Annotated in this window: 29 protein-coding genes; 14 read left to right on the top strand and 15 right to left on the bottom strand. The window is 73.0% G+C overall.

The window, feature by feature from the left end; all coding sequences use genetic code 11:
• Nucleotides 1-64: 64 nt before the first annotated feature.
• From ACIPJY_RS12285 to ACIPJY_RS12275, 3 genes are all read right to left on the bottom strand, one after another.
• Nucleotides 65-244, bottom strand: coding sequence for a hypothetical protein (locus ACIPJY_RS12285; RefSeq protein ID WP_400464019.1), 180 nt, complete (start codon nt 242-244; stop codon nt 65-67).
• A gap of 79 nt (nt 245-323) precedes the next feature.
• Entirely contained in the window at nt 324-1,076 is a 753-nt protein-coding gene (locus ACIPJY_RS12280; RefSeq protein ID WP_400464022.1) for a M23 family metallopeptidase, read from the bottom strand.
• A gap of 116 nt (nt 1,077-1,192) precedes the next feature.
• Nucleotides 1,193-2,143 (bottom strand): DNA-3-methyladenine glycosylase family protein, encoded by a 951-nt coding sequence (locus ACIPJY_RS12275; protein WP_400464025.1) that lies wholly within the window; start codon nt 2,141-2,143, stop codon nt 1,193-1,195.
• Nucleotides 2,144-2,217: 74 nt separating this feature from the next.
• On the opposite strand from ACIPJY_RS12275, the gene ACIPJY_RS12270 reads away from it, so the two are divergent.
• From ACIPJY_RS12270 to ACIPJY_RS12250, 5 genes are all read left to right on the top strand, one after another.
• Nucleotides 2,218-3,246 (top strand): 6-phosphofructokinase, encoded by a 1,029-nt coding sequence (locus ACIPJY_RS12270; RefSeq protein WP_400464028.1) that lies wholly within the window; start codon nt 2,218-2,220, stop codon nt 3,244-3,246.
• A 219-nt stretch (nt 3,247-3,465) separates the two neighbouring features.
• The gene (locus ACIPJY_RS12265) at nt 3,466-4,443 is read left to right on the top strand and encodes an acryloyl-CoA reductase (RefSeq protein WP_400464031.1); all 978 of its coding nucleotides are present in this window, start codon (nt 3,466-3,468) and stop codon (nt 4,441-4,443) included.
• Nucleotides 4,444-4,531: 88 nt separating this feature from the next.
• The gene (locus ACIPJY_RS12260) at nt 4,532-5,200 is read left to right on the top strand and encodes a GntR family transcriptional regulator (protein ID WP_400464034.1); all 669 of its coding nucleotides are present in this window, start codon (nt 4,532-4,534) and stop codon (nt 5,198-5,200) included.
• A gap of 2 nt (nt 5,201-5,202) precedes the next feature.
• Entirely contained in the window at nt 5,203-6,558 is a 1,356-nt protein-coding gene (locus ACIPJY_RS12255) for a hypothetical protein (RefSeq protein WP_400464037.1), read from the top strand.
• Nucleotides 6,555-7,340, top strand: coding sequence for an ABC transporter ATP-binding protein (locus ACIPJY_RS12250; protein WP_400464040.1), 786 nt, complete (start codon nt 6,555-6,557; stop codon nt 7,338-7,340). Before ACIPJY_RS12255 ends, ACIPJY_RS12250 begins: the two co-directional genes overlap by 4 nt.
• 211 nt (nt 7,341-7,551) lie before the next feature.
• Here the strand turns inward: ACIPJY_RS12250 and hemL are convergent, their stop codons facing one another.
• The 11 genes from hemL to hemE form a co-directional block, all read right to left on the bottom strand.
• Entirely contained in the window at nt 7,552-8,883 is a 1,332-nt protein-coding gene (hemL, locus tag ACIPJY_RS12245; RefSeq protein ID WP_400464043.1) for a glutamate-1-semialdehyde 2,1-aminomutase, read from the bottom strand.
• On the bottom strand, nt 8,883-9,875 hold the full coding sequence (gene hemB, locus ACIPJY_RS12240; protein ID WP_400464046.1) for a porphobilinogen synthase: 993 nt from the start codon (nt 9,873-9,875) through the stop codon (nt 8,883-8,885). The genes hemL and hemB overlap by 1 nt, the downstream gene beginning before the upstream one ends.
• Nucleotides 9,872-10,648: a uroporphyrinogen-III synthase gene (locus ACIPJY_RS12235; protein ID WP_400465159.1), complete on the bottom strand. Its 777-nt coding sequence runs from the start codon at nt 10,646-10,648 to the stop codon at nt 9,872-9,874. Before ACIPJY_RS12235 ends, hemB begins: the two co-directional genes overlap by 4 nt.
• Before the next feature lie 35 nt (nt 10,649-10,683).
• Entirely contained in the window at nt 10,684-11,643 is a 960-nt protein-coding gene (gene hemC, locus ACIPJY_RS12230; protein WP_400464048.1) for a hydroxymethylbilane synthase, read from the bottom strand.
• The gene (locus ACIPJY_RS12225) at nt 11,640-12,875 is read right to left on the bottom strand and encodes a ferrochelatase (protein WP_400464051.1); all 1,236 of its coding nucleotides are present in this window, start codon (nt 12,873-12,875) and stop codon (nt 11,640-11,642) included. Before ACIPJY_RS12225 ends, hemC begins: the two co-directional genes overlap by 4 nt.
• On the bottom strand, nt 12,872-13,630 hold the full coding sequence (gene hemQ / locus ACIPJY_RS12220) for a hydrogen peroxide-dependent heme synthase (protein ID WP_400464054.1): 759 nt from the start codon (nt 13,628-13,630) through the stop codon (nt 12,872-12,874). The genes ACIPJY_RS12225 and hemQ overlap by 4 nt, the downstream gene beginning before the upstream one ends.
• Nucleotides 13,631-13,699: 69 nt before the next feature.
• A complete protein-coding gene (locus tag ACIPJY_RS12215; RefSeq protein ID WP_123701067.1) occupies nt 13,700-13,936 on the bottom strand; it encodes a DUF3618 domain-containing protein in 237 nt (78 codons plus the stop codon).
• A gap of 49 nt (nt 13,937-13,985) precedes the next feature.
• On the bottom strand, nt 13,986-14,444 hold the full coding sequence (locus ACIPJY_RS12210; protein WP_400464058.1) for a phage holin family protein: 459 nt from the start codon (nt 14,442-14,444) through the stop codon (nt 13,986-13,988).
• Nucleotides 14,441-14,695, bottom strand: a complete 255-nt coding sequence (locus ACIPJY_RS12205) for a hypothetical protein (RefSeq protein ID WP_123655123.1) — start codon at nt 14,693-14,695, stop codon at nt 14,441-14,443. Before ACIPJY_RS12205 ends, ACIPJY_RS12210 begins: the two co-directional genes overlap by 4 nt.
• 95 nt (nt 14,696-14,790) lie before the next feature.
• On the bottom strand, nt 14,791-16,107 hold the full coding sequence (locus ACIPJY_RS12200; protein WP_400464061.1) for a protoporphyrinogen/coproporphyrinogen oxidase: 1,317 nt from the start codon (nt 16,105-16,107) through the stop codon (nt 14,791-14,793).
• Nucleotides 16,104-17,207, bottom strand: coding sequence for a uroporphyrinogen decarboxylase (hemE, locus tag ACIPJY_RS12195; protein ID WP_400465162.1), 1,104 nt, complete (start codon nt 17,205-17,207; stop codon nt 16,104-16,106). The genes ACIPJY_RS12200 and hemE overlap by 4 nt, the downstream gene beginning before the upstream one ends.
• 67 nt (nt 17,208-17,274) lie before the next feature.
• Between hemE and ACIPJY_RS12190 the strand changes: the two genes are divergently transcribed.
• A complete protein-coding gene (locus ACIPJY_RS12190; protein ID WP_400464064.1) occupies nt 17,275-18,591 on the top strand; it encodes a glutamyl-tRNA reductase in 1,317 nt (438 codons plus the stop codon).
• 8 nt (nt 18,592-18,599) lie between these two features.
• Nucleotides 18,600-19,019, top strand: a complete 420-nt coding sequence (locus ACIPJY_RS12185) for an NUDIX domain-containing protein (RefSeq protein WP_400464067.1) — start codon at nt 18,600-18,602, stop codon at nt 19,017-19,019.
• A gap of 33 nt (nt 19,020-19,052) precedes the next feature.
• Here ACIPJY_RS12185 and ACIPJY_RS12180 read toward each other — a convergent pair whose 3' ends face one another.
• Nucleotides 19,053-19,349 (bottom strand): hypothetical protein, encoded by a 297-nt coding sequence (locus tag ACIPJY_RS12180; RefSeq protein ID WP_400464070.1) that lies wholly within the window; start codon nt 19,347-19,349, stop codon nt 19,053-19,055.
• A gap of 111 nt (nt 19,350-19,460) precedes the next feature.
• Here ACIPJY_RS12180 and ACIPJY_RS12175 point away from each other — a divergent pair, with 111 nt between their 5' ends.
• From ACIPJY_RS12175 to ACIPJY_RS12145, 7 genes are all read left to right on the top strand, one after another.
• Nucleotides 19,461-20,123, top strand: a complete 663-nt coding sequence (locus ACIPJY_RS12175; protein ID WP_400464073.1) for a DUF4232 domain-containing protein — start codon at nt 19,461-19,463, stop codon at nt 20,121-20,123.
• Between the two features lie 31 nt (nt 20,124-20,154).
• Complete coding sequence (locus ACIPJY_RS12170) at nt 20,155-21,324, top strand: helix-turn-helix domain-containing protein (protein WP_400464076.1); 1,170 nt, start codon at nt 20,155-20,157, stop codon at nt 21,322-21,324.
• 160 nt (nt 21,325-21,484) lie between these two features.
• Entirely contained in the window at nt 21,485-21,952 is a 468-nt protein-coding gene (locus ACIPJY_RS12165) for an Asp23/Gls24 family envelope stress response protein (protein ID WP_400464079.1), read from the top strand.
• Nucleotides 21,949-22,140 (top strand): hypothetical protein, encoded by a 192-nt coding sequence (locus ACIPJY_RS12160; RefSeq protein WP_400464082.1) that lies wholly within the window; start codon nt 21,949-21,951, stop codon nt 22,138-22,140. Before ACIPJY_RS12165 ends, ACIPJY_RS12160 begins: the two co-directional genes overlap by 4 nt.
• Nucleotides 22,137-22,451, top strand: a complete 315-nt coding sequence (locus ACIPJY_RS12155; RefSeq protein WP_400464085.1) for a hypothetical protein — start codon at nt 22,137-22,139, stop codon at nt 22,449-22,451. The genes ACIPJY_RS12160 and ACIPJY_RS12155 overlap by 4 nt, the downstream gene beginning before the upstream one ends.
• Before the next feature lie 8 nt (nt 22,452-22,459).
• Nucleotides 22,460-23,050: a DUF6286 domain-containing protein gene (locus ACIPJY_RS12150; protein ID WP_400464088.1), complete on the top strand. Its 591-nt coding sequence runs from the start codon at nt 22,460-22,462 to the stop codon at nt 23,048-23,050.
• The gene (locus tag ACIPJY_RS12145) at nt 23,047-23,610 is read left to right on the top strand and encodes a hypothetical protein (protein WP_400464091.1); all 564 of its coding nucleotides are present in this window, start codon (nt 23,047-23,049) and stop codon (nt 23,608-23,610) included. Before ACIPJY_RS12150 ends, ACIPJY_RS12145 begins: the two co-directional genes overlap by 4 nt.
• The last annotated feature ends 72 nt before the right edge of the window (nt 23,611-23,682 follow it).

The following is a 23,682-nucleotide window of genomic DNA, read 5'->3' as shown; positions in this document are numbered from 1 at the left end:
TGCACGCACATCGCGCCCCGACACTGCGGGGCGCGATGTGCGTCGCGGCGTGCGACCGTGGGGCTCAGGCCGTGGTGCCCTGCAGGGCGATGGCCTTCCACACGTCGAACTGGCGGTCGTTGCCCTCCACCGGGTTGCCCCAGACCTTGATCGCGGACTGCAGTTCTTCCTGGTTCTTCAGGCCGCGGAAGTAGCCCGGGCCGACGACGGCGATGCCTCGGTTGGTGGACTGGATGAGCTTCATGGTGTTCTCCTCGTGACGTTCGTGTCGGTGTTCGTGCTCGTGTGCGTGTGCGTGTGCGTGTGCGTGTGCGTGTGCGTGCTCAGGCTGCGGTGCCCTGGAGAGCGATGGCCTTCCACACGTCGAACTGGCGGTCGTTGCCCTCGATCGGCCTCCCGGCGAGCGACAGCGCGCAGGCTTCGAACTCCGCCGTCGGCAGCGCCCGGAAGTAGCCGGCGCCGACGATGGCCGCCCCGCGCCCCGGAGACTTGATGAGCCGGAAGTCGTCGTCGAGCGGCGCGTCGGGAGCGCTGGAGTCGTTGGCCTTCGGCGCGTTCAGGATGAACGACGACGGGTCGATGAACGAGCTGCTGGACCCGGTCGAGATGCCGAGGTGCAGATGGCTCCCGCTCGAGATGCCCGTCGACCCGACCTTGCCGATGTACTGCCCGGCGGACACCGTCTGCCCCACCTTCACCGCGATCGAGCTCTGGTGGCCGTACCAGCTCATGTAGCCGTCGTGCTGGATCCTGGTGAGGTTGCCGAAGGCCCAGCCGGCCAACGGACCCGCCGTCACGACGGTGCCCGACCCGACGGCGTGGATCGGGACGCCCTCCCCCGCGGCGAAGTCGATCCCCTGGTGGTTCGAGCTCCCACCCTCCACGGGCACCGGTCGAGGACCGAAGCCGCTCGAGACCGGGTACTCGCGATCGAACGGGTACCGCCACGACACGGCCGCCCTGGCCGATGACGCATCGAACGCGACGCCGCCGAGTGCGGCGGCTCCGGCCGCGACCCCGGCGTACGCGAGTAGTTGGCGCCTCGTGGGCCCTTGGACGTGGTCTGTGCTGTCCACGTTTCCCCTCTCAGGGGACGACCCCTTCGCCCCCTCCGCCGACGGTAGTCAGGGCCGTGGAGCGGAGGAAGTCGGCAAGTCCACCGACCTGTCTGTACCCTTGTACAGGTTCCGGTTCAGTGGTATCGGTGGTCCTCGATCGTCATGCGGGGGCCGAACGCGGGCTTCCGGAAGCCGCTGCCGCCGATCAGCCTGACCACCCGGTGCCGGTGCCCACGGAAGGGCTCGAGCAACTCGAGCATGCCGTCGTCGTCGACCGGGCCACCGGTGAGCGCCCACCCGACGAGCGCCGGCACGTGGAAGTCCCCGACGCTCGGCGAGTCCGGGTCGCCGTGGGACCGCTGGGTCGTCTCGGCAGCGGTCCACACGCCGATGCCCGGGACGGACTGCAGCCGGGCCGCGACGACCGTCCCGCCGCGGCCGAGCGTCAGCGTCCGCTCGAGTGCCGGCGCGACCTTCACCGCCCGCATCACCGTGGCGGACCGCCCGGGTTCGATGCCGGCCCGGTGCCACTCCCAGCTCGGGATCCTGGCCCACTCGTCCGCGGCGGGCGGCACGATCATGCCGACGGGTGCCGGGCCGGGTGCCGGCGTGCCGTACTTGCGGAGCAGGTACCGCCACGCGCCCCAGGCCTGGCGCGACGTGACCTTCTGCTCCATGATCGCCGGCACGAGCGCCTGGACGACGGCGTTCGTGCGGCACAGCCGGAGCCCCGGCTGCCGGTGCCGGGCGTCGGCCAGGAACGCGTGCCCCGAGACGTCGAGGTCGGACCAGTCGTCCCCGCGGCCGACCAGGTCCGGCCCGTGCTCGATCGCCCACGCGGCGCCGTCCCCCCACGCGGAGATCGCGATCGTGTCCCCGGCGGGCCGGAGCGCGACCGACGCGGGACCCTGTGGCGTGCGGAGGGCGAGCCACACGTCGGACCCGACCACCCGGAAGGCCGGGTCGCCGGAGCCGCGCTGCAGGGGCCGCAGCGTCGCGGCCACGTGCACCGGGCCTCCAGGGCGGTAGACCGTGTCGAGACGCGCGCCACCCGTCGGGGGCGGATCGAGACGGACCTGGTGCATGACAGGGATGGTAAGCGAAACCACCGTCGGCCAAGATGGGTCCAGGTCCACCCACCCGACAACGGAGTTCCCCCATGCGCATCGGCATCCTCACCTCCGGCGGCGACTGCCCCGGTCTCAACGCGGTCATCCGGGCCGCGGTCCTCAAGGGCATCGCGATCCACGGGTACGAGTTCGTCGGGTTCCGTGACGGGTGGCGCGGCGTCGTCGAGGGCGACATCGTCCCGCTCGGCCGCAAGGACATCCAGGGCATCGCCAAGCAGGGCGGGACGATCCTCGGCACGAGCCGCACGAACCCGTTCGAGGGCGAGAAGGGCGGCGTGGAGAACATCCAGCGCGTCCTCGAGCGGCACGGCATCGACGCGATCATCGCGATCGGCGGCGAGGGCACGCTGGCGGCCGCCAAGCGCCTCACCGACGCCGGGCTCAAGATCGTCGGGGTCCCGAAGACGGTCGACAACGACCTCGGTGCCACCGACTACACGTTCGGCTTCGACACCGCCGTCGAGATCGCGACCGAGGCGATGGACCGGCTCCGCACCACGGGCGAGTCGCACTCCCGCTGCATGGTCGCCGAGGTGATGGGCCGACACGTCGGCTGGATCGCCCTGCAGTCCGGCATGGCCGCCGGGGCGCACGCGATCCTCATCCCCGAGCAGAAGACGAGCATGGAGCAGATCGCGGCGTGGGTGCAGTCCGCCTACGACCGCGGACGCGCACCGCTCGTCGTCGTCGCGGAGGGCTTCGTGCCGGACCACGAGGACAACGCGCACTCGGAGCGCGGGCTCGACGCGTTCGGCCGGCCGCGGCTCGGCGGCATCGGGGAGCGCCTCGCACCGCTCATCGAGGAGATGACGGGCATCGAGACCCGCGCCACGACGCTCGGGCACATCCAGCGCGGTGGCACGCCGACCGCCTACGACCGGGTCCTGTCGACGCGGCTCGGCCTGGCCGCGATCGACTCCGTGGTCGCGGAGCGGTGGGGGCGGATGGTCGCGCTGCGCGGGACCGAGATCGTGCACGTGTCGTTCGAGGACGCGCTCGGCGAGCTGAAGACGGTGCCGCAGTCGCGGTTCGACGAGGCCGCCATCCTGTTCGGCTGAGCACGCGGGGCGCGGCGCCCCGCGGCGGGCGGAGGCGCCCCGCTTTCCCCGAGGCGCCCCGCTCTCCCCGAGGCGCCCCGGGGTGCCCGAGACGCCGCAGCTTTCGGCGGTGTCTCGGGACTTGAGGGGCGCCATGGCAGGTCGGGGGCGCCACAGGGCCCGGCGCCCGGCGGCGGGGCCCGGCACCCGGCGCCCGGCGCCCGGGGTAGCGTCCGACGCATGACCCGCGCCGTCCTCGTCTCCAGTGCCGCTGCCCCCACCGTCGCCGAGGTCGACGTCCCGGACCCGGGTGCGGGCGAAGCCCTCGTCGACGTCGCGTACTCGAGCCTGAACTACAAGGACGGACTCGCGCTCGCCGGCGACCCCGGCGTCGCGCGGGTCGATCCGCTCGTCCCGGGCATCGACGTCGTGGGTACCGTCGCAGCACTCGGCCCCGGCGTGCACGACGTCGCGATCGGCGACCGCGTGGTGCTGAACGGCGCCGGTGCGGGCGAGACGCGGCACGGCGGGTGGGCGACCCAGGCGGTCGTGCCCTCGGCGTCGCTCGTCGTGCTGCCCGACACGGTGCACGAGGACTTCGCGGCGGCGATCGGCACCGCCGGGTTCACCGCGGCGCTCAGCGTCATCGCGCTCGCCCGGTTCGTCGCGCCCGGGGACGGCACCGTCCTGGTGACCGGGTCCTCCGGCGGCGTCGGATCGGTCGCGATCCCGCTGCTCGCCGGTCGCGGGTACCGGGTCACCGCGTCCACCGGGCGCCCGGCGAACACGGACGCGCTGCGGGCGCTCGGGGCCTCGGACGTCGTGGACCGGGCGACCCTCGCCGAACGGGGGAAGCCGATGCAGCGGGCGACGCTCGCGGGTGCGGTCGACAGCGTCGGCGGCACGACACTGGCGAACCTGCTCGCCTCGACGCGCTGGGGTGGGGCCGTCACCGCGTGCGGCCTGGCGCAGGACGTGCAACTGCACACCACGGTGCTGCCGTTCATCCTGCGTGGGGTCTCCCTGCTCGGCATCAACTCGGTGGACGCCCCGGCGGACATCCGGCAGCGGGCGTGGGAGGTGCTCGCCGCCGAACTCGACCCGGCTCTGCTCACCCCGATCACCCGGACCGTCGGGCTCGAGGAAGCGATCGCACTCGGGCCGGAGATCGTCGCTGGACACGTCCACGGACGCACGATCGTCGACACGTCACACTGAGGTTCCAGCATACTGTTATTTTACAAGCGTTTGCATATTGACACGCTAGGTTTGGAGTACCAAACGCTCGGATCGTGAGGAGCCCCGCATGCCGGTACCCAAGTCCACCGTCGAGAACTCGCCGCGGAAGCTTCTGCGCGACGTCGTCTACGACAAGATGCTCGCGGCACTCCGGGACGGCACGCTGCAGCACGGCGAGCGCCTCAACGACGACGAGCTCGTGCAGTGGCTCGGTGTCAGTCGCACCCCGATCCGCGAGGCGATCGCGAAGCTCGTCGACATCGGCCTCGTCGAGATGGAGGCGAACCGGTACACGCGCGTCGCGACCCCGACGATCGACGACTGGGTCACCGCCACCCGGGCGATGACCGGGTTCTTCGAGCTCAGCCTGCGCTGGGGCGTCCCCGAGTACAGCGACGCCGACGCCGCGCAGCTCGAGAAGCTCCTCGACCGCGCCGACGGCCTGCGGAAGGTCCGCGACTACGGGTTCAGCGGAGCGCTCACCGAGATCATCGAGTTCGCCATCGCACACTCCGGCAACCCGCTCGTGCAGGTCGCCGCTGCCGGTGCCCTGGAGCGCGTCCGGTTCACGCTGAACCCGACCCCGCCGTTCGAGCAGTACGAGTCGGAGGCGTTCTTCTCGATCCTCCGCGAGGCGCTCAGCGACCGCGACGGCGAGACCGCCGCCGAGGCCGGCCGCGCCCTGACCCGCAACTTCGAGCAGCACATCGAGACGGTGCGCGCCGCGCGCGCCTGACCGTGGCCGGCACGAGCGCGCGCACGGCCCGGAAACCGGTCTTCGGCGACGCGTTCACGCTGGTGATCGCCGGGATCCGGGACGGGACGCTCCGGGACGACACCACGTACGACGTCCTGGCGCTGTGCGAACGGTTCGACGTCGACCCGGCCGTCCTCGGCGGCGCCCTGCAGCGGCTCGCCGACATCGGACTGGCGGAGGTGCTGCCGGGCGACGCCGTCCGGTTCACCCGCCTCGACCCCGTCACGTGGGCGGACGGCACGCGCATGCTCGTCGGGCTGGTCGAGGTGGCCATGCGCACGCTGGTGCCCGTCGCCACCGACGACGACGTCGAGGCGTACGCCGGGCTCGTCGCCGCAGCACGTCGGGTGTCGGCGGAGCGCGCCGACGGTCTCGACACGAGCATCCTCGCGACCATCGACTTCTGGGCGGACCGCACGCCGGAGTCCTTCACCGCCCGGCTCCTCGTCCGCACGATCCAACAGATGCGCTACGGCCTGGCGGACCGGCCCCGCTGGCACGAGCTCGACAACGAAGCGTGGCTCGCGTCCTCGCTGCGGGCGCTCCGCCTCCGCGACACCGGGAGCGCCGAGCGGGCGGCCCACGTCTTCGCCCGGCTGTGGGACCGCTACCTCGCGTCGAGCGGGCGCGAGCTCGGTGCCGATCTCGATCGTCGGGCCGACCCCGCGTCCGAGGAGCTGTACTGGGCGGACTGGCGTCCGGACCACGACTGGCTCGAGTTCCTCGGCTCGATCCGCGACGGCTCCCTGGTGCGTGGCCGGGAGTACGCGCTGCGGGAGCTGACCGCCCGCTTCCGCGTCCCGATGCAGCGCCTGCTGCCGATGGTCCGCCGACTCGAGGTGATGGGCCTGCTGGAGGCCGGGCCGGACCGCGCCGGGAGCGTCCTCGTCAGCACGCCGACGCTGGACGACTGGGCCGAGACGATCACCCTGCTGATCGGACTCCAGGAGATGTGCGCCAGGACCAGCCTGCCGGTGCTGACGGACGCGGACGTCGACGAGTTCTCGGCACTCGTCGCCAGGGCGCGGCGCGAGGCGCGCGTCCGGGACTACGCGTACACCACCACGCTGCTCGAGCTCACCCGGTTCTTCGGGCTCCGCAGTCCGAACCGGGCGATGCGCCAGACCACGGTCGTCACGATCTCCCGGTTGGCGTACATCCTCCCCGAGCCGCCGCCCGTCCGGCAGTGGGCCGTCGAGGACTACCTCCAGCTCCTCGAGGAGGCGGTCCGGTCCCGCGACCCGGAGATCGCGTCGGACGCCCACCACGCGCTCGCGGTGCACTTCGACGCCCACGTCCTCGACGTCCGCACCAGGTACGGCAGCATGGAGCCGTGAACGACGTCCTCATCCACGCCACCGGCGTCCGTGTGACCCGGTCCGGGCGCGACCTGCTGCACGACATCGACCTGACGGTCCGGCGTGGCGAGCACTGGGCACTCCTCGGCCCGAACGGCGCCGGCAAGTCGACGCTGCTCGCCGTGCTCGGCGCCACCGGCCACCCGACCGCGGGGACCGTCGAGGTCCTCGGCCGCCGACTCGGCCGGGTCGACGTCCGCGAACTCCGTGAACACATCGGCCACGTCGACCCGCGTCACCGGATGCTCTCCCCGCTGACCGTGCTCGAGACCGTGCTGACCGGGCTCACCGGGACGACCGACCTCATGATGCGGTGGGAGCCGACCACGGCCGAGGTCGCCCTCGCCGAGGAGCACATCGCCGCCGTCGGCCTCGCGGCCCGCCGGGACTCCCGGTGGCCGGTGCTCTCCCAGGGCGAGCGCGGACGGGCACTGATCGCCCGGGCACTGATGTCCGAGCCGCAGCTCCTGCTCCTCGACGAACCGGCGACGGGACTCGACGTCGCGGCACGCGAGCACCTGCTCGAGACCGTCGACGCCCTGCGCCACCGGCACCCGGACCTCGGCAGCGTGATGGTCACCCACCACCTCGAGGACCTGCCCGCCTCCACCTCGCACGCGATGCTGCTCCGTGACGGCGCGGCGGTCGCACAGGGCACGGCGGACGAGGTCATCACGTCGTCAGCGGTGTCGCACGCCTTCGACTTCCCGCTCGCGATCACGCGGAACGAGGGCCGCTGGCACGCTCGCCGGGCGGCGTAGCACCACCGGCTGACGGGCACGGTGCTGTCCCTCGGGAGGCCGGGGTCGGGTCCGACGCGCAGGCGCCGCCCGCCCCGTGCCCGGCTCGCGCCGCTCAGTTCCCGAGACACCGCCGGGCGGCCGAGACGCCGCCGAATTCGGCGGCGCCGCGCGCGCGGAGCGGCGCCGCGCGCGCGGAGCGGCGCCGCGCGCGCGGAGCGGCGCCGCCGCGCTACGCGGCCGCGGCGGCCGCCGCCTTCGCGGCAGCGGGCAGCGCCTGCAGCACCCGGTCGACGGCACGGTCGTCGTGGGCCGCCGTGACGAACCACGCCTCGAAGACGCTCGGCGGCAGCGTGACCCCGGCGTCCAGCATGCTGTGGAAGAACGGCGCGTACCGCCAGGTGTCCTGCGCACGGACGTCGTCGTAGTTCCTCGGGGCACGGTCGGTGAACGCGAACGAGAACAGGTTCCCGGCGCGCTGCACCGTGTGCGCGACGCCCTCGGCCGACAGCGCGTCGCTCGTCGCCGCGGAGATCACCGACGCGGTGCGGTTCAGGGACTCGTAGACGGCGGGCGTCGCGGCGCGGAGCGTGGCGATGCCGGCGGCGACCGCGAGCGGGTTCCCGGACAGCGTGCCCGCCTGGTACACGGGTCCGAGCGGGGCCAGGAAGTCCATCACCTCGCGCCGGCCGCCGAGTGCGGCGAGGGGCATGCCGCCGCCGATGACCTTGCCGAACGTGATGAGGTCGGGCTTCCACCCGGCACCGTCGGGGACGACCTTCGACGCCTCGAGGCCCCACCACCCGGCGGATCCGACGCGGAAGCCGGTGAGGACCTCGTCCACGATGAGCAGCGCACCGTGCGACTGGGTGATCTGCGCGAGCGCCCGGTTGAACCCGCGATCGGGTGCCAGCACGCCCATGTTCGCCGCGGCCGCCTCCACGATGACGCCGGCGATGCGCTCGGAGTGCGTGTCGAAGGCGCGGCGGACCGCGTCGAGGTCGTTGTACGGCAGCACCAGGGTCTGCGCGGCGGTCTCGGCCGTGATGCCCGCGCTGCCCGGCATCGCCAGCGTCGCGACGCCCGATCCCGCCTCGGCCAGGAGCGAGTCGGAGTGCCCGTGGTAGTGCCCGGCGAACTTCACGAGGAGGTCCCGGCCGGTGTACCCGCGGGCGAGCCGGATCGCGGTCATGGTCGCCTCGGTGCCGGTCGACACCATCCGGATCTTCTCGATCGGACCGTCGCCGTCCACCGAGACCCGCTGCTTCACGAGCTCGGCGAGCTCGGTCTCCCCCGGGGTCGACGCCCCGAACGACAGCCCGCGGGCGGCCGCGTCCTGGACGGCCTGGACCGTCCCGGGGTGCGCGTGCCCGAGGATCGCCGGTCCCCACGACGCGACCATGTCGACGTACTCGCGGCCCTCGGCGTCGGTGACGTACGGGCCCTTCGCGGACACCAGGAAGCGCGGGGTCCCGCCGACGGAACCGTAGGCGCGGACCGGCGAGTTCACGCCGCCCGGGATGCTGTTCTTCGCCCGGCTGAACAGGTGGTCGTTGGTGCTCATCAGTGGCCTTCCTGGCGCAGCGCCTGCGCGATCTCGGTCGCGAAGTAGGTCAGGATCGCGTCGGCCCCGGCGCGCTTGATGCCGACGAGCGACTCCATCGCGGCGGCGTCCCGGTCGATCCACCCGTTCTGCGCGGCCGCCGTGATCATCGCGTACTCGCCCGAGATCTGGTAGGCCCAGACCGGCACGGGCGACGTGGCGGCGGTCTCGGCGAGCACGTCGAGGTAGCTCATCGCCGGCTTCACCATCACGATGTCGGCACCCTCGTCGACGTCGAGCGCGACCTCGCGGAGGCCCTGACGCCCGTTCGCCGCGTCGATCTGGTAGGTCCGCCGGTCCCCGACGAGCGACGACGAGACGGCCTCGCGGAAGGGGCCGTAGAACGCGGACGCGTACTTCGCCGCGTACGCGAGCAGCGCCGTGCCGGAGTGCCCGGCGGTGTCGAGGGCGTCGCGGGCGGCGGCGATCTGGCCGTCCATCATCCCGCTCATGCAGACGAGCTCGGCGCCCGCCTCGGCCTGCGCGACGGCCATGTCCCGGTAGCGCAGCAGCGTCGCGTCGTTGTCGACCGACCCGTCGGCGGCGAGCACCCCGCAGTGCCCGTGGTCGGTGAACTCGTCGAGGCACAGGTCGGACTGCACGACCAGGGCGTCGCCGACCTCGGCACGCGCGACGCGGATCGCGACGTTGAGGATCCCGTCCGGGTCGGTCGCGCCGGACCCGGTGGCGTCCTTGGCCTCCGGGACGCCGAACAGGTTCACGCCGCCGACACCGGCCGACGCGGCCTCGACCAGCGCACGGCGGAACGAGTCGAGCGAGTGCTGCTCGACACCGGGCATGCTCGAGATCGGCACGGCCTCGGTCGCACCCTCGCGGATGAACATCGGCAGCACGAGCTCGGCCGGGTGCAGCCGGGTCTCGGCCACCAGTCGTCGCATCGCGGGGGTGGCTCGGAGTCGGCGGGGGCGGACCTGGGGGAAGCGGCCGGTCACGGGGTGCCTTCCTGTTCGGGGGCGGTTCGGTTGATGTCGACCACGGCGTCGAGGAGCGCGTCGGCACTCCGCGTCGTGGCGACCACGTGCACGTGCAGGCCGGCGGCGCGGGCCTCGCTCGCGGTCCCGGGGCCGATGCAGGCGACGACGGTGCGGGGATCGAGCGGGGCCATCCGGCGGGCGACCTCACGGGCGACGCTGCCGCTCGTCACGAGCACCGCGTCGGGGACCGCGTCGAGCACGACCGGCTCGTCGCCGGTCCCCACGGTACGGTACGCGACCACGTCGTCGACGTCGATGCCGCGGGCGCGCAGGCCGTCGACCAGGGTCGGTGCGGCGATGTCGGACCGCGGGACCAGGACCGTGCCGTCGGTGTCCGGCAGCGCCGCGACGAGCGCCGCCGCCGAGGCGTCCGGCGGCACCAGGTCGACGACCCAGCCCGCAGCTCGAGCGGCCCGGGCGGTCGGCTCACCGACCGCGGCGACCCGGAGGGCGGACGGGAGGCCCGGCACCCGTCCGGCGATCACCGTCACGGCCGTCGCACTGGTCACCACGAGCCAGGCGTACCCGGCCGTCTGCCCGGCCGCAGCGGCGTGCGGACGCGAGCCCGGCCTCCTGTCCGGGACGGCGGTGACCAGCTGCGCGACCGCACGGTCGAGCGGTGCCGGATCGGCGGGCGGCTGTGCCGCGATCAGCGGCACGATCCGGGGGTCCAGCCCCCGGTCGCGCGCCGCCGCGGCGACACGCTCCCCCCACTCGCCACCGCGGGGGATGACGACGACGGGTCGGTGGGTGTCCGTGACGGGGCCTACTTCACGGAGTCGGCGAGGTCGGCGAGGTCGCCGGCGCCGTTCTCGAGCAGTTCCGCCGCGACACGGCCGCCGACCTCGAGCGCCTCGGCGAGGCGGTCCTGGGCGGAGCCGTCGAGGACCGCGGCGTGCGACGCGGTGCGGTACTCGGAGCCGTCCGGGCGGTAGACCGTGGCGGAGACGAGCAGCATGTCGGCGTCGACGATCGCGGTCGCACCGATCGGAGCGGAGCAGCCGGCCTCGAGCTTGGCCAGGACCTCGCGCTCGGCCGTCACCGTCAGACGGGTCGCGGCGTGGTCGATCTTCCGCAGGGCGGCGAGCAGCGTGCGGTCCGTCTCGTCCGCACGGGTCTCGACCGCGAGCGCGCCCTGGCCGGGAGCGCTCGGCCAGAAGCCGAGGTCGAGCAGCTCGGTGGCGGCGTCCAGGCGCTCGATGCGTCCGAGACCGGCGGCGGCGAGCACGACGGCGTCGAGGTCGTCCTCGACGCGGCCGAGCCGGGTGTCGATGTTCCCGCGGATGTCGACGACGTCGAGGTCCGGGCGCTTCGCCTTCAGCTGCGCGACCCGGCGGGGCGACCCGGTGCCGACCTTCGCGCCCTCGGGGAGGGTCTCGACGGTGCCGGCGTTCCGGGCGACCAGGACGTCGCGGGCGTCGGCGCGCTTCGGCACCGCGGCGATGGTCAGCCCCGGGTACGGCGCGGTGGGCAGGTCCTTCAGCGAGTGCACGAGCACGTCGACCTCGCCGGCGACGAGCGCCTCGCGCAGCGCCGACGCGAACACGCCGGTGCCGCCGAGCGACGCCAGGGACGCCCGGTTCGTGTCACCCTCGCTCGTCACCGTGACGAGTTCGACGGGCCGGCCGGACGCCTTGGCGATCCGGTCGGCGACGTCCTGGGACTGCGCGACGGCCAGGCGGCTGGCGCGGGTGCCCAGGCGGATCGGCGCCGTGGCGTCGGTCACGGTGCCAGACCCGCTGCGGCGGGCTTGAACCCGGCGCGCTCGTTCTCGCAGCAGCCCGGACGGCAGACGTCGTACCAGGGACCGAGGTCCGTCTCGTGCGGGCGCTCGGCGGTCGGGGTGCCGTTGACGCGCTCGAGCACCAGGTCGACGAGGCCGGCGACGTACGCCGGGTCGACGCCGGGCGTCTGCGTGCGGACCGACCAGAAGCCGAGCTCCTCGGCGGTCTCCGTCGCCTCTTCGTCGAGGTCCCACATGACCTCCATGTGGTCGCTCACGAAGCCGAGCGGGACGATGAGCACGGCGCGGGTGGGACCGCCCTTGAGCTCGTCGTTCATGTAGTCGTTGATGTCGGGCTCGAGCCACGGCATGCTCGGCGGGCCGGAGCGCGACTGGTAGACGAGCTTCCAGGCGGGCTTCGACGTGCCCTGCAGTGCGGCGTGCTCGGGCTGCTCGAGCAGCTCTGCCCAGGCCTGGTCGAGGACGACCTGCGCGACGGCCTCGTGCTGCGCGGCGTACGCGCCGTCGGGGCCGAACCCGCGGAAGTCCGGACCGGACTTCGCGGCGTCGGACGAGGGGATGGAGTGCGTGGAGAACAGCACCGTGACCTCGGTCGCGACGTCGAGGCCGTCGTTCTCGGCGATGGCCTTCGCGAGACCGTCACGGACGCCGTCCACGAACGGACGGACGAAGCCGGGGTGGTCGAAGAACTGCCGGACCTTGTCGATCTTCACCGTGTCGATGAGCCCGGTGGAGTCGAGCACGCGCGCGAAGTCCTCGCGGTACTGACGGCAGCTGGAGAACGACGAGTAGGCGCTCGTGGCGATCGCGATGAGGTTGCCGTAGCCGCGCTCGCCCGCTTCCTTCACGACGTCCTCGAGGTACGGGTCCCAGTTCCGGTTGCCCCACAGCACCGGCAGGTCGAGTCCGCGCTCGCGCAGCTCGGCCTCGAGTGCGGCCTTCAGGGCACGGTTCTGGTCGTTGATGGGGCTGACGCCGCCGAAGTGCCGGTAGTGGTGGGCGACCTCTTCCAGACGCTCGTCCGGGATGCCGCGCCCACGCGTGACGTTGCGGAGGAACGGGATGACGTCGTCCTGGCCCTCGGGCCCGCCGAAGCCGGCGAGCAGGATCGCGTCGTACGCGACCGGGGTCTCGACGTGCTCGGGGCCGGACGCGGCAGCGGGGGTCGCCCCGATGACCAGCTGACCGTTCGTGATGTTGCTGGTGTCGGTCACGACAGCACCTCCGGGAGTTCGGCGGTCGTCACCCGACGACCCGTGAAGAAGGGGACCTCTTCGCGCACGTGCATGCGCGCCTCGGTGTAGCGGAGGTCGCGCATCAGGTCGACGAGGTCGACCAGGTCGGGGCTCTCGAGCGGCAGGATCCACTCGTAGTCACCGAGCGCGAAGGAGGCGATGGTGTTCGTCAGCACGCGGCGGAACTTCGCGCCCTGGATGCCGTGGTCGCGCAGCATCCTCGAGCGCTCTTCCTCGGGCAGGAGGTACCACTCGTAGGACCGGACGAACGGGTACACCGTGATCCAGGCCTCGGGGTCCTTGCCGCGCAGGAACGCCGGCGTGTGGCGCTTGTTGAACTCGGCCTCGCGGTGCATCGCCATCGCGTGCCACACCGGCTCGGCGTCCTGGAACAGGCCCGTGCGCCGGATCTCGCGGAGCACGGCCTGGATGGCCTGGGCGTCGTCGCCGTGCAGCCAGACCATCACGTCGGCGTCGGCGCGGAAGCCGGAGACGTCGTAGAACCCGCGGATGGTCACACCGCGCTCGGCGGCACGGGCGACCGTGGCGTCGAGCTCCGCCACGGCGTCGGGGCCGGGTCGGTGGATCGGGCCGAGCGGCCGACGGAACACCGCCCACAGCGCGTACGCCGTGAGGAGGTTCGGGTCGATGCCCGAGTCCGGGGAGGTCTCGTGGGGAGAGGTGCTGTCGTGCTGCCCGGAGCCGTTGTGCGGAGCGGGCACGGTGGAACTCATGTGGTCCATTGTCCTATCGGTTGCAAGGAACGGTCGCGCCCCTGGACCGCCGTTGACCCCCGATCGGATCTACCGCCGTCGGAGCACCGTCACGACGATACCCCCGACCACCGCCACGCCCGCTGCGAGACCGGCCAGGTACGGGGGACGCTTCTCGACGACGCCCCGCTTCACCTTCGACGCGGCGATCCCGATCTGCTTCGGGACGTTGAGCTTGTCCTCGATCGCGTCGAGGGTGTCGAAGAGCTGCGCGCGGGTCGCTGCGACCTGGTCGGCGAGCTCGTCGTGCGGGTGCTGGTCGGTCACTGGTCCTCCGTGGGGTGGTGCAGGGGTGTGCGTCGCGGGTGCGGCGACGTCAGAACCGGCCGCCGACGTCCGGGTTGCGGGACGCGTGCTGGGTCTCCGGCGTCGGCTTCTTGCCCATGCCCTTGACCGCGTTGATGTCGTTCTTGACGCTGTCGATCGTGCGCTTCGGCGTGATCGGCAGCCCCTTCTTGAACCGCTTCCAGCCGACGAACCCGAGGATCGCGGCGACGACGAGCATCACGAACGCGAGCACGAGCGCGGCGAGCCACGCCGGCATGATCGTCGCGAGGCCCATCACGGCGGCGGTCAGCAGCACGCCGATCGCGTAGAGCACGATGACGAGGGCCACGACGAGCAGCGCGGCGGCGATGGCGAAGACCTTCGCCTTGCCGACCAGCTCGGCCTTGAGGAGCGCGATCTCACCCTTGACGAGGTTCTTGACGAGCTGCGGCACGTCCCCGACGAGACCGAACAGCGATCGCGGTTTCCGGTCACGGGTGTCGGTCATGAGGCCTGGGCGTCCTTCTTCTGGCCGACCTTGCGGACGACCTTCTTGGTCTGCTCACCGACGAACTCGGCGACGTCGGGCGTCTTGTCCGCGACGAACTCCTCGACGTTGTGGACGCCCTTCTGGACGCCGTTGCTGTTCCAGATCTTGCCGCTGACGGTCTTGATCTGTTCGTACCGCGCCCGCCCGGCTCGCGATCCCAGGACGTACCCGAGTGCTGCGCCGGCGACGAACAGGAGCCTGCCTCGCATGGTTCCTCCGATTGTCAGTGTGTGCGGTGGTCATGCGCCGAACGGAATGTCTCGGCGTTCCACCAACAGTAGCCCTCGGGGGGTCGGCGGTCCGCTCAGGAAGCGAGGAGGTCCCTGACGGCCGACCGGGTCGTCCCCACGATGCCCGCGAGGCCCCGTCCGGTGGAGGCCTCGCCCGTCCCGACGACGCCCTCGGCCAGTCCGGCGGGCTCGGTGTCCGGTCCGGACCAGCGCACGCGCGCGGCCCCGACGACCTGGTCCGGCCCGACGCGGACGCCGAGCAGGGCGGTCGCGTCCGCCGTCGCGCGTGCGCCCGTCTCGCCCGCCGGGTCGACCGGGAGGCTCGTGGCGACGTCCGCCCCGTCGGCTCCGTCCGTCCGGTAGCTGAGCCGCAGGACGTGGCGGCCGTCCGCCGCGTCGGCCAGCCACGGCCACTTCGCCGTCGCGTGCGTCAGGGCCTTCGCGCGGACCCCGGTGGCGTCCGGGTGCACGAGGATCCCGGAGCCGCGCGGGGCGGCGTCGAGTTCGGGCTGGTCCACGACGAGCGTGACGAGCTCGATGCCCGTGCGGGACGGCGATGCGGTGCGCTCGGGGTCGGGCACGGTGGCGACGACGTGGTCCGCGACGAGCCGCTCCACCGCGCCGTCGGGCCCGGCCACCTCGACCGCGGCCCGCTCGATCCGCAGGGCCCTGGTGTGCATGCGGACGTCGACCCGGTAGGTCTCGAGGTCCGCGATCAGCTCGTCGACGATCCGGACGATGCCCCCGCGGATCCCGCGCACCGCGGAGCCGGCGGTCGCGCGTTCCCGGAGCGCCACGACCGCACGGGCGAGGGAGCCCTCGCGCAGGAGCGCCTCGCGGAGGCCCGGGGCCACGCGGTCCGGGTCCAGGTCGTCGGGGTGGGTGGAGTGCACGCCGGCGACGACCGGCACGACGAGGTCGTCCAGCACCGTCGCGCCCATCCGCTTCCGGACCAGTTCGCCGAGGCTCGACGCCCGCGACCCGACGAGCGACGGCAGCAGCGAGTCCATCTGCGCCCGCAACCCGCCGCGCTGCCCGACCACCGCGAGCACGTCGGCCGCCATCGGGACACCGGGGATGCCGAGCAGTCCGGTGGCCGGCATCGGTGCGGTGCGGCCGTCCCTGGTCATCAGCCACGCCCCGCGGGGATCGGGGTCGACCAGCTCGTTGCCGAGACCGAGCTCGATCGCCAGCGACGCGACCGCGTCGGTCCTGGTCGCGAAGGACTCCGCGGCCATGTCCAGGTCGATCCCCGCGACCGTGTGCCGGCGGATCATCCCGCCGAGCGTGCCCGAGCCCTCGACGAGCACCACGTGCACGCCGGCCTTCGCGAGGTCCCTGGCCGCGAGGAGCCCGGCCACACCGCCGCCGACGACGACCGCGTCGGTCACGCCGACGCTCCCGCGCCGCTGCCGAGCCCGTGCACGAGTTCCACGACGCGGGTGAGCACGGTCGGGTCGGTCTCCGGCGGGACCCCGTGACCGAGGTTCACGACGTGCGCTCGGGCCGCACCACCGCGGCGGACGACGTCGCGGACGTGCGCCTCGAGGACCTCCCACGGGGCGGCGAGCATGGCCGGGTCGATGTTGCCCTGCAGGGTGACGCCGGTGCCGACGCGCTCGACGGCCTGGTCGAGCGGCAGACGCCAGTCCACGCCGACCGCGTCGACGCGCGGGCCGGCGGCGTCGTCGCCGAGGGTCGTCATGTCGCGGAGGACCTCGCCGCTGCCGACGCCGAAGTGGATGCGCGGGACGCCGAGGTCGGCCACGTGGGCCAGCGCCCGTGCCGAGTGCGGGGCCACGTGCTCGACGTAGTCCGCCCGGGACAGCGAGCCGACCCACGAGTCGAAGAGCTGCGCGGCCGAGGCGCCTGCGAGCACCTGCGCGCGGAGGAACGTGCCGGACACCTCGGCGGCCCACGCCAGCAGCCGGGACCACGTCTCCGGGTCGGCGTGCATCAGGGTGCGGGCGCGGATGTGGTCCTTCGACGGACCACCCTCGACCAGGTACGCGGCGAGCGTGAACGGCGCCCCGGCGAACCCGATCAGCGGTGTCGCGCCGAGTTCGGCGACCGTGCGGGCGACGGCCTCGGCGATCGGGGCGAGCGCCGCCGGGTCGAGGGCCTCGAGGGCGTCGACGTCGGCGACCGTGCGGATCGGCGAAGCGAGCACCGGGCCGCGGCCGGGGACGATCTCGACGTCCACGCCGGCGAGCTTGATCGGCACGACGATGTCGCTGAAGAAGATGCCGGCGTCGACCCCGTGCCGGCGCACCGGCTGCAGGGTGATCTCGGACGCCATCGCGGGGTCCAGGCACGCGTCGAGCATGGCCGTGCCCACCCGGAGCTCCCGGTACTCCGGCAGCGAACGGCCCGCCTGGCGCATGAACCACACCGGCAGGGTCTCCGGCCGGTCCCCGCGGAGGGCGCGGACCAGTGCGGATCCGGCGGTGCGCCCGTCGGCCAGCGGGTGCGAGGACGGGAGGGCGGAGATGGGTGCGTCGGTCACCCGTTGATTCTCGCAGCAGCGGCATCGTGAACTGCGCGGTACCATGGAGTACGTGCTCATCTGTCTCACGGCGTCGCATCGCAACGCCAGCTTCGACCTCCTGGAGCGACTGAGCATCGGCGCCCCCGCGGCCGCCTCCCGACTGGTCACCGACTCGGACGTCCTCGACGGCGCCGTGGTCCTCGCGACCTGCAACCGCTTCGAGGCCTACCTCGACATCGCCGGCGACGACAGCGACTCCGCCGTCGCCGCCACGGTCGAGGCGGTCGCCTCCGCCAGCGGCCTCGTCGGTTCCGACGTCCTCGACTCCGTGTCCGTGCTCGACGGCAAGGACGTCGTCCAGCACCTCTTCGCCGTCTCGAGCGGCCTGGAGTCCGTCGTCATCGGCGAGACCGAGATCTCCGGGCAGGTCCGCCGCTCGCTCGAGGACGCCCGCGCCCAGGGCACGACGACCTCCGACCTCGAGCGGCTCTTCCAGGAAGCAGCGCACACCTCCCGGGGTGTCAAGACCCGCACCCGCATCGGTGCGGCCGGTCGATCGCTCGTCCGGCTCGGTCTCGAACTGGCGTCGTCGCGGGTGACCGACTGGGCCCGCACGAACGTGCTCCTGGTCGGCACCGGCAGCTACGCGGCCACCACCATCGCCGCCCTGCGGGACCGCGGCGCACAGCGCATCCAGGTGTACTCGCCGTCCGGTCGCGCACCGTGGTTCGCCGCCAAGCACGACCTGGTCGCCGCGCACGACCTGCACCAGGCGATCGTGTCGAGCGACGTCGTGATCACCTGCACCTCGAGCGAGCTCCCGGTGATCGGTGCGGCCGACCTCGACGACGGCGTCCGTCGGATCGTCATCGACCTCGGTCTCCCCCGGAACGTCGCACCGGACGCCGCCGCGGTCCAGGGCGTCGAACTGCTCGACCTCGAGACCATCAGCATCCACGCCCCGGTGTCCGAGCTGAACGCCGAGTCCGAGGCCCGCGCGATGGTCGACGACGCGGTGTCCCGGTTCCGCGCGCAGGCGCTGGAGCAGTCGACGACACCGGCACTCGTGTCCTTCCGCAAGCACGTCTTCGACATCCTCGACGCCGAGATCGAGCGGTCCACCCGCCGTGGCGACGTCACGCCGGAGTCCGCCGAGCAGACCGAACGGGCGCTCCGGCACCTGGTCGGCGTCCTGCTGCACCGGCCGTCGGTCCGCGCCCGCGAGCTCGGACGCGCCGGCCGCGGCGAGGAGTTCGTCGGCGCGCTCGACGCGCTCTTCGGCGTCCGCCCCGAACCCGAGGCAGAACTGGACGTGCCTGCCCCGGTGGTGCCGCTGGCGGACCGCACCGCCTGCCCGCGCAACGACGACGAAGCGGACGCGAGCTGAGCCTCCCCGTGCCCTCGGCCGTCCTGCAGGTCTCCGCGCTCCTGCTGGTGCGCGATCGACGGGTCCTCATGGTGCGCGCACGGCAGCGCGACGTGCTCTACCTGCCCGGCGGCAAGACGGAGCCCGGCGAGACCGCGGTCGCGGCGGTCGTCCGCGAGGCGTACGAGGAGACCGGTCTGCGGCTGACGGCCGCGGACGTCGACGAGTTCGCCGTCGTCACGGAGCCCGCGCACGGCCAGGCACCGGGCACGATCGTCGCGATGACGCTCTTCCGCGCCCGGCCGGGCGGCGTGCTGGACACCGCGGTGCCCGTCGCCGCAGCCGAGGTCGACGAGGTCGAGTGGGTCACCTCGGCGGACGCCGACCGCTGCCCGCCCGCGGGCGTGACGACGCTCCGCCTGCTGGTGCAGGCGGAGCTCATCGACTAGCGGTCAGCCGTCCGGCGTCAGCCCTTCTCGGAGTCAGCCGTTCTCGGTGTCGTCGGTGCCGGCGCCGGTGTCGACGTAGTGGCCGACCTCTCCGGAGGGACGCGGCTCGTCCTCGCCCGGGATGTCCGACTCGACGTACTCGCCGTCGGTCTCGGTCGCGGTCGGGACGTCCTCGCCCGGGATGTCGCTCTGGACGAACTCGCCGACGGATTCGTCCGTGTGCACCGGGTCGTCGCCGGGGATGTCGCTGTCGACGAAGGCGCCCGCCACCGGCTCGACGCCGTCAGCGCGATCGGCTTCGCCGCGGATCTGCTCGTGCTTGCCTGCCATGTCCGTCCTCCGGGTGCTCGGAACGGCACCGATGCCGTTCTGGGTGAGTGTGCTCGCGGTCCCTGAGTGGTGCCCGAACCAGTTCGCACATGGAAGTGGTTGCCTGGCGGCATGCACCGCAGCAGCCGACCGATGATCGTGTCCGCAGGCGTCGCACTCCTGGTGACGGGGGCCCTGGCGGGGTGTTCGTCCGGCGGGGACACCACCCCGACGGCCACGGCGACCAGGACCGTCACCGCGACGCCCTCCGCCGGGCAGGCGGTCGCCACCCCGACGACGACACCGTCAGCGACACCACCCGCGAGCGGCTCCGGGAGCGGGTCGGCCGCCCCGGTGCGGTGCGCGACCGCCGACCTCGCTGGATCGATCGAGCCCGGCAGCGGTGGAGCGGCCGGCAGCACGATCGTGCACCTGGCCCTCCGGAACACCGGCTCGGCGACGTGCGCGCTGCAGGGGTGGCCGGGCGTCTCCTTCGTCGGCGGCGGGAACGGCACCCAGATCGGTGCCGCGGCGACCGAGGACCAGGGCGGACCGCACACCACCGTCACGCTGGCCGCCGGGCAGACCGCGGTCGCGCCGCTGAAGATCGCGAACGGTGAGGCCTACGACAACGCCACGTGCGCGCCCCGCACGCCGGACGGCTTCCGGGTGTACCCGCCCGGATCGAAGCAGTCCCTCTTCATCGCGGGGAAGTCGTACCTTGCGTGCGACAACCCCGAGGCACCGCTGCTCTCCGTGCAGGCGTTCGTCCCGGAGGGTCAGGCGACCTCCTGACAGCGGGTCGCCCGGGTGTCATGATGTCGAGGTGAGCTCGTCGTCGAACGGATTCCGCAGGCAGCGGTTCACCGATCACGACGGCACCGACTACGCCGCGATCTTCACGTCGGAGTACGGCGGGTCGGACTTCGCCTCCGAGACGACCGCCGCGCCGGAGGCCCGGTACGAGTACACGATCGTCGGCGACGACGACCTGTCCCTGCGGACGATGCGCGCGACCGGCGGCCGGCGCGGCGGTGTGATCGGTCCACGCGAGGACCACGTCGTGTTCTGGCTCGCACAGGGGCACCTCGAGATGCACTTCGCCGACCGCAGCCGGGTCGTCCGTCCGGGTGCGCCGTACATCGCGTCCGCGTCGGAGGCGTACCGCTTCGAGTCCGAGGAGACCGTCTACAACGGCGTGCACGTCGCCGACCGGTTCCTGCGCAAGGTCGGGAAGGAGCTCGGGTTCCGGCAACCGGACGGTCCGCTCCTGTTCGCGCAGCAGGACGAGGTGATCGCCCGACGCGAGCCGCTCCGTCGCCTGATCCGCGAGCTCGGCCCGGCGCTCCTCGACGACCGCGTGCAGGGCGCGATGCGGACGGCGCTGAACCGGCGCCTGGCCGTCGTCGTCCTCGACACGTTCCCGCTCCGCGACGTCGGCGACGACGTCCCGGTGGCGAACCGGCTGCGGGACGCGATCCGCTTCATCGAGGAGCACGCGCGGGAGCGGCCGCCCGTGCGCGCGATCGCGGACGCCGCGGGCCTCGGCGAGCGCGGGTTGCAGGAGGTCTTCGTCCGGACGCTCGGCACCACCCCGAGCCGGTTCCTCCGCGACCACCGCCTCGACGAGGTCCGGCGGGAGCTCCTCCGGGGCCGGGCGGACGACGCTGCGGGGGACGTCGCACGCGAGTGGGGGTTCACGAACACGGGCCGGTTCACCGTGACCTACCGCGAGCGCTTCGACGAGAGCCCCGGGGCGACCCTGCGGTCCGCCCAGGCGTCGACGGGGGTCGTCCAGCGCGCGACCGCGTTCATCGAGGCGCACGCGGACGAGCCCCTGACGGTCGAGCTGATCGCCACGGCCGCCGGCGTCCGACCCCGGCGGCTGCAGCAGTGCTTCCGCGACGAACGCGGCACCACGCCGATGGCCCACGTGCGTGCCGTCCGGTCCCGTGCGGAACGCACTCCCACGGCCGGAATCGGCATCGACGACTGAGTTGTCCGCATTCCGGGGGACAGATCGCCCCCCGATCGGCCCTTGTCTGGCAGCTTCCTGGGATCCGGTGCCGCGGTGTGACTTCTGTCGACCCCAGCCCGTCTCATCCGTGAACAGCAACCGCTGGGAACACCCGGCGGGCATCTCGGAAGGAGCCACCATGGCCGACACCACGTCCACCCCCAGCACCGCAGCGGCGACCTCGTCCCGCGCGACGATCGCCACCTCGAACTCGAGCGGCGTCGCCACCACCGGCAAGACCGTCATCGACGACACCGTCGTCTCGAAGGTCGCCGGCATCGCCGCCCGTGAGGTCACCGGCGTCCACTCCCTCGGCGGCGGCGCAGCCCGCGCGATCGGCGCCATCCGTGACGCCATCGGCCAGCGCGACCTGAGCCAGGGCGTCAAGGTCGAGGTCGGCGAGACCCAGATCGCGGCCGACGTCGTCATCGTCGCCGAGTACCCGGTCCCGCTCCAGCAGGTCGCCGAGGGCGTCCGTTCCTCCGTCAGCCGTGCCCTCGAGCAGATCGTCGGCATGGACGTCACCGAGGTCAACGTCACCGTCCAGGACGTCTTCATCCCCGGTGACGACGACGACGATGACAAGAAGGAGTCGCGAGTCGCATGAGCGCCACCCTCTCCGGCGCCCTGATCGGCGCCGTCCTCGCAGTCGTCGCACTCCAGTTCGGCTTCTGGGGCTTCGTCCTGGTCGTCGTGTTCGCCGCGGTCGGTGCCCTCGTGGCAGCGCTCGTGTCCGGGCGCATCGACCGTGGCGCCCTGACCGACGTGCTGACCGGGCGCCGGAGCTCCCGGTGACCGGCGGCCCGGTGGTCCCGGGCCGCGTCGAGATCTCGGCGCGGGCCCTGACCTCCTGCGCCCGCGCCGTCGCCGCCGAGCACCTCGGAGCACCCGTCAAGCACGTCCGCGTCGCCCTCGGTGACCACCGGGGCTCCCTCGCGCTCGACATCACCGGTCCGATCGCCGCGGCCGACGACCTCGTCGGCCGCGCGACGACCACCGCCGTCGAGGTCCGTGACCGTGTCAGCGAGCTGACCGGCCGTCGGGTCGGCAGCGCCCACATCGAACTGACCGGGATCGTGCGGGAACGCACGAACCGGGTCCGGTAGGAGACGTCATGAGCAGCAACACCGTCGGCGGCAACGCCGTCGAGCGACGCATCCGGCGACGGAGCGTGCACCGCTCGCGATCGACCGCCGTGTCCGTCGCGCTCGTGGTCCTCGTCCTCGTCGCGGCCTGGATCGGCACGGAGTCGGTCCTGCGGGCCGTCGGAGCAGCACCGCTGCTCGCCGACCCGCAGACCGCCGTCGACGCGGCCCTCCGCCCGGACGCCGCGTTCGTCACGATCGCCGAGGTGATCGCGGTCGTCCTGGTCGTCCTCGGCGTGGTGCTCGTCGTCCTCGCGCTGAAGCCCGGCCGGCAGCACCGGTCGCCGGTTCCGCACGACCGCGGCGCCGTCGTGATCGACACCCGCATCATCGCCGCGACGGCCGCCAACGCCGCCGGGACCGTGGCCGGTGTGCCCGACGGCAACGCCACCGCGACGTCGCGGGGGAACCGCACCCAGGTCCGCGTCGTCCCGGTCTCCGGGATGCCCGTCGACGAGGGAGCGGTCCGCGCTGCCGTCGAGGAACGCCTCGGCCAGCTCGACGAACGGTTCGGCCGTCGCGTGACGGTGCGGATCGCAGAACAGGGGACGCTGTCATGACCAGGAGCAACCGCACGCTCAACCGCATCATCCTGTTCGTGCTCGGGATCGTCGCCGTCCTGGTCGGTCTGACCATCGGCGCCGGCGTCCTGCCGGTCGTCCGGGACGCCGTCCGCCCGTACCTCGAGCTGCCCCGCAGCCTCGACGTCCCCGCGGCCTCGCTCTGGATCGTCGCCGTCGCCTGCGCCGTCGTCATCGTCCTGGCGCTCGTCTGGGTCTTCACCCGAGGCCGCGGCGGCACGTCCGTCGCCGTCCGCGAGCGCTCCGGGGACGACGCCGTCACGATCAACGTCGCCCTGGTCCGGGACGTCGTCGACCACGAGCTCAGCGACGTCCGTGACGTCGTCGGGTCCAAGGTCGACGTCTTCCAGGTCCGTCGGCAGCGTGCCGCCCGCATCCGGGTCGCCGTGCGCCGCGGCGGCGACGCCGTCGCCGTGCTCGACGCCGTCGACCGCGCACTCGCGGTCCTCGACCGCACGCTCGGCCGCTCGGTCCCCGTGCTCGTGCACCTGACGGGCGGGACCCGCTCGGTGCTCGCGAAGGCGAGCCGCGTCCACTGACGCTGCCCGCCGGGGGCGACCACGGCCTCCAGGCCGTCGCGCTCCACCACCCACACGACTGCAACGAGCGCT

The sequence above is a fragment of the Curtobacterium sp. NPDC090223 genome (genome assembly GCF_044746585.1).
In the GTDB taxonomy this organism is placed as follows: Bacteria; Actinomycetota; Actinomycetes; order Actinomycetales; family Microbacteriaceae; genus Curtobacterium.
The sequence above is the reverse complement of the archived record's forward strand: the minus strand, read 5'-3'. Positions and strand labels throughout refer to the sequence as shown.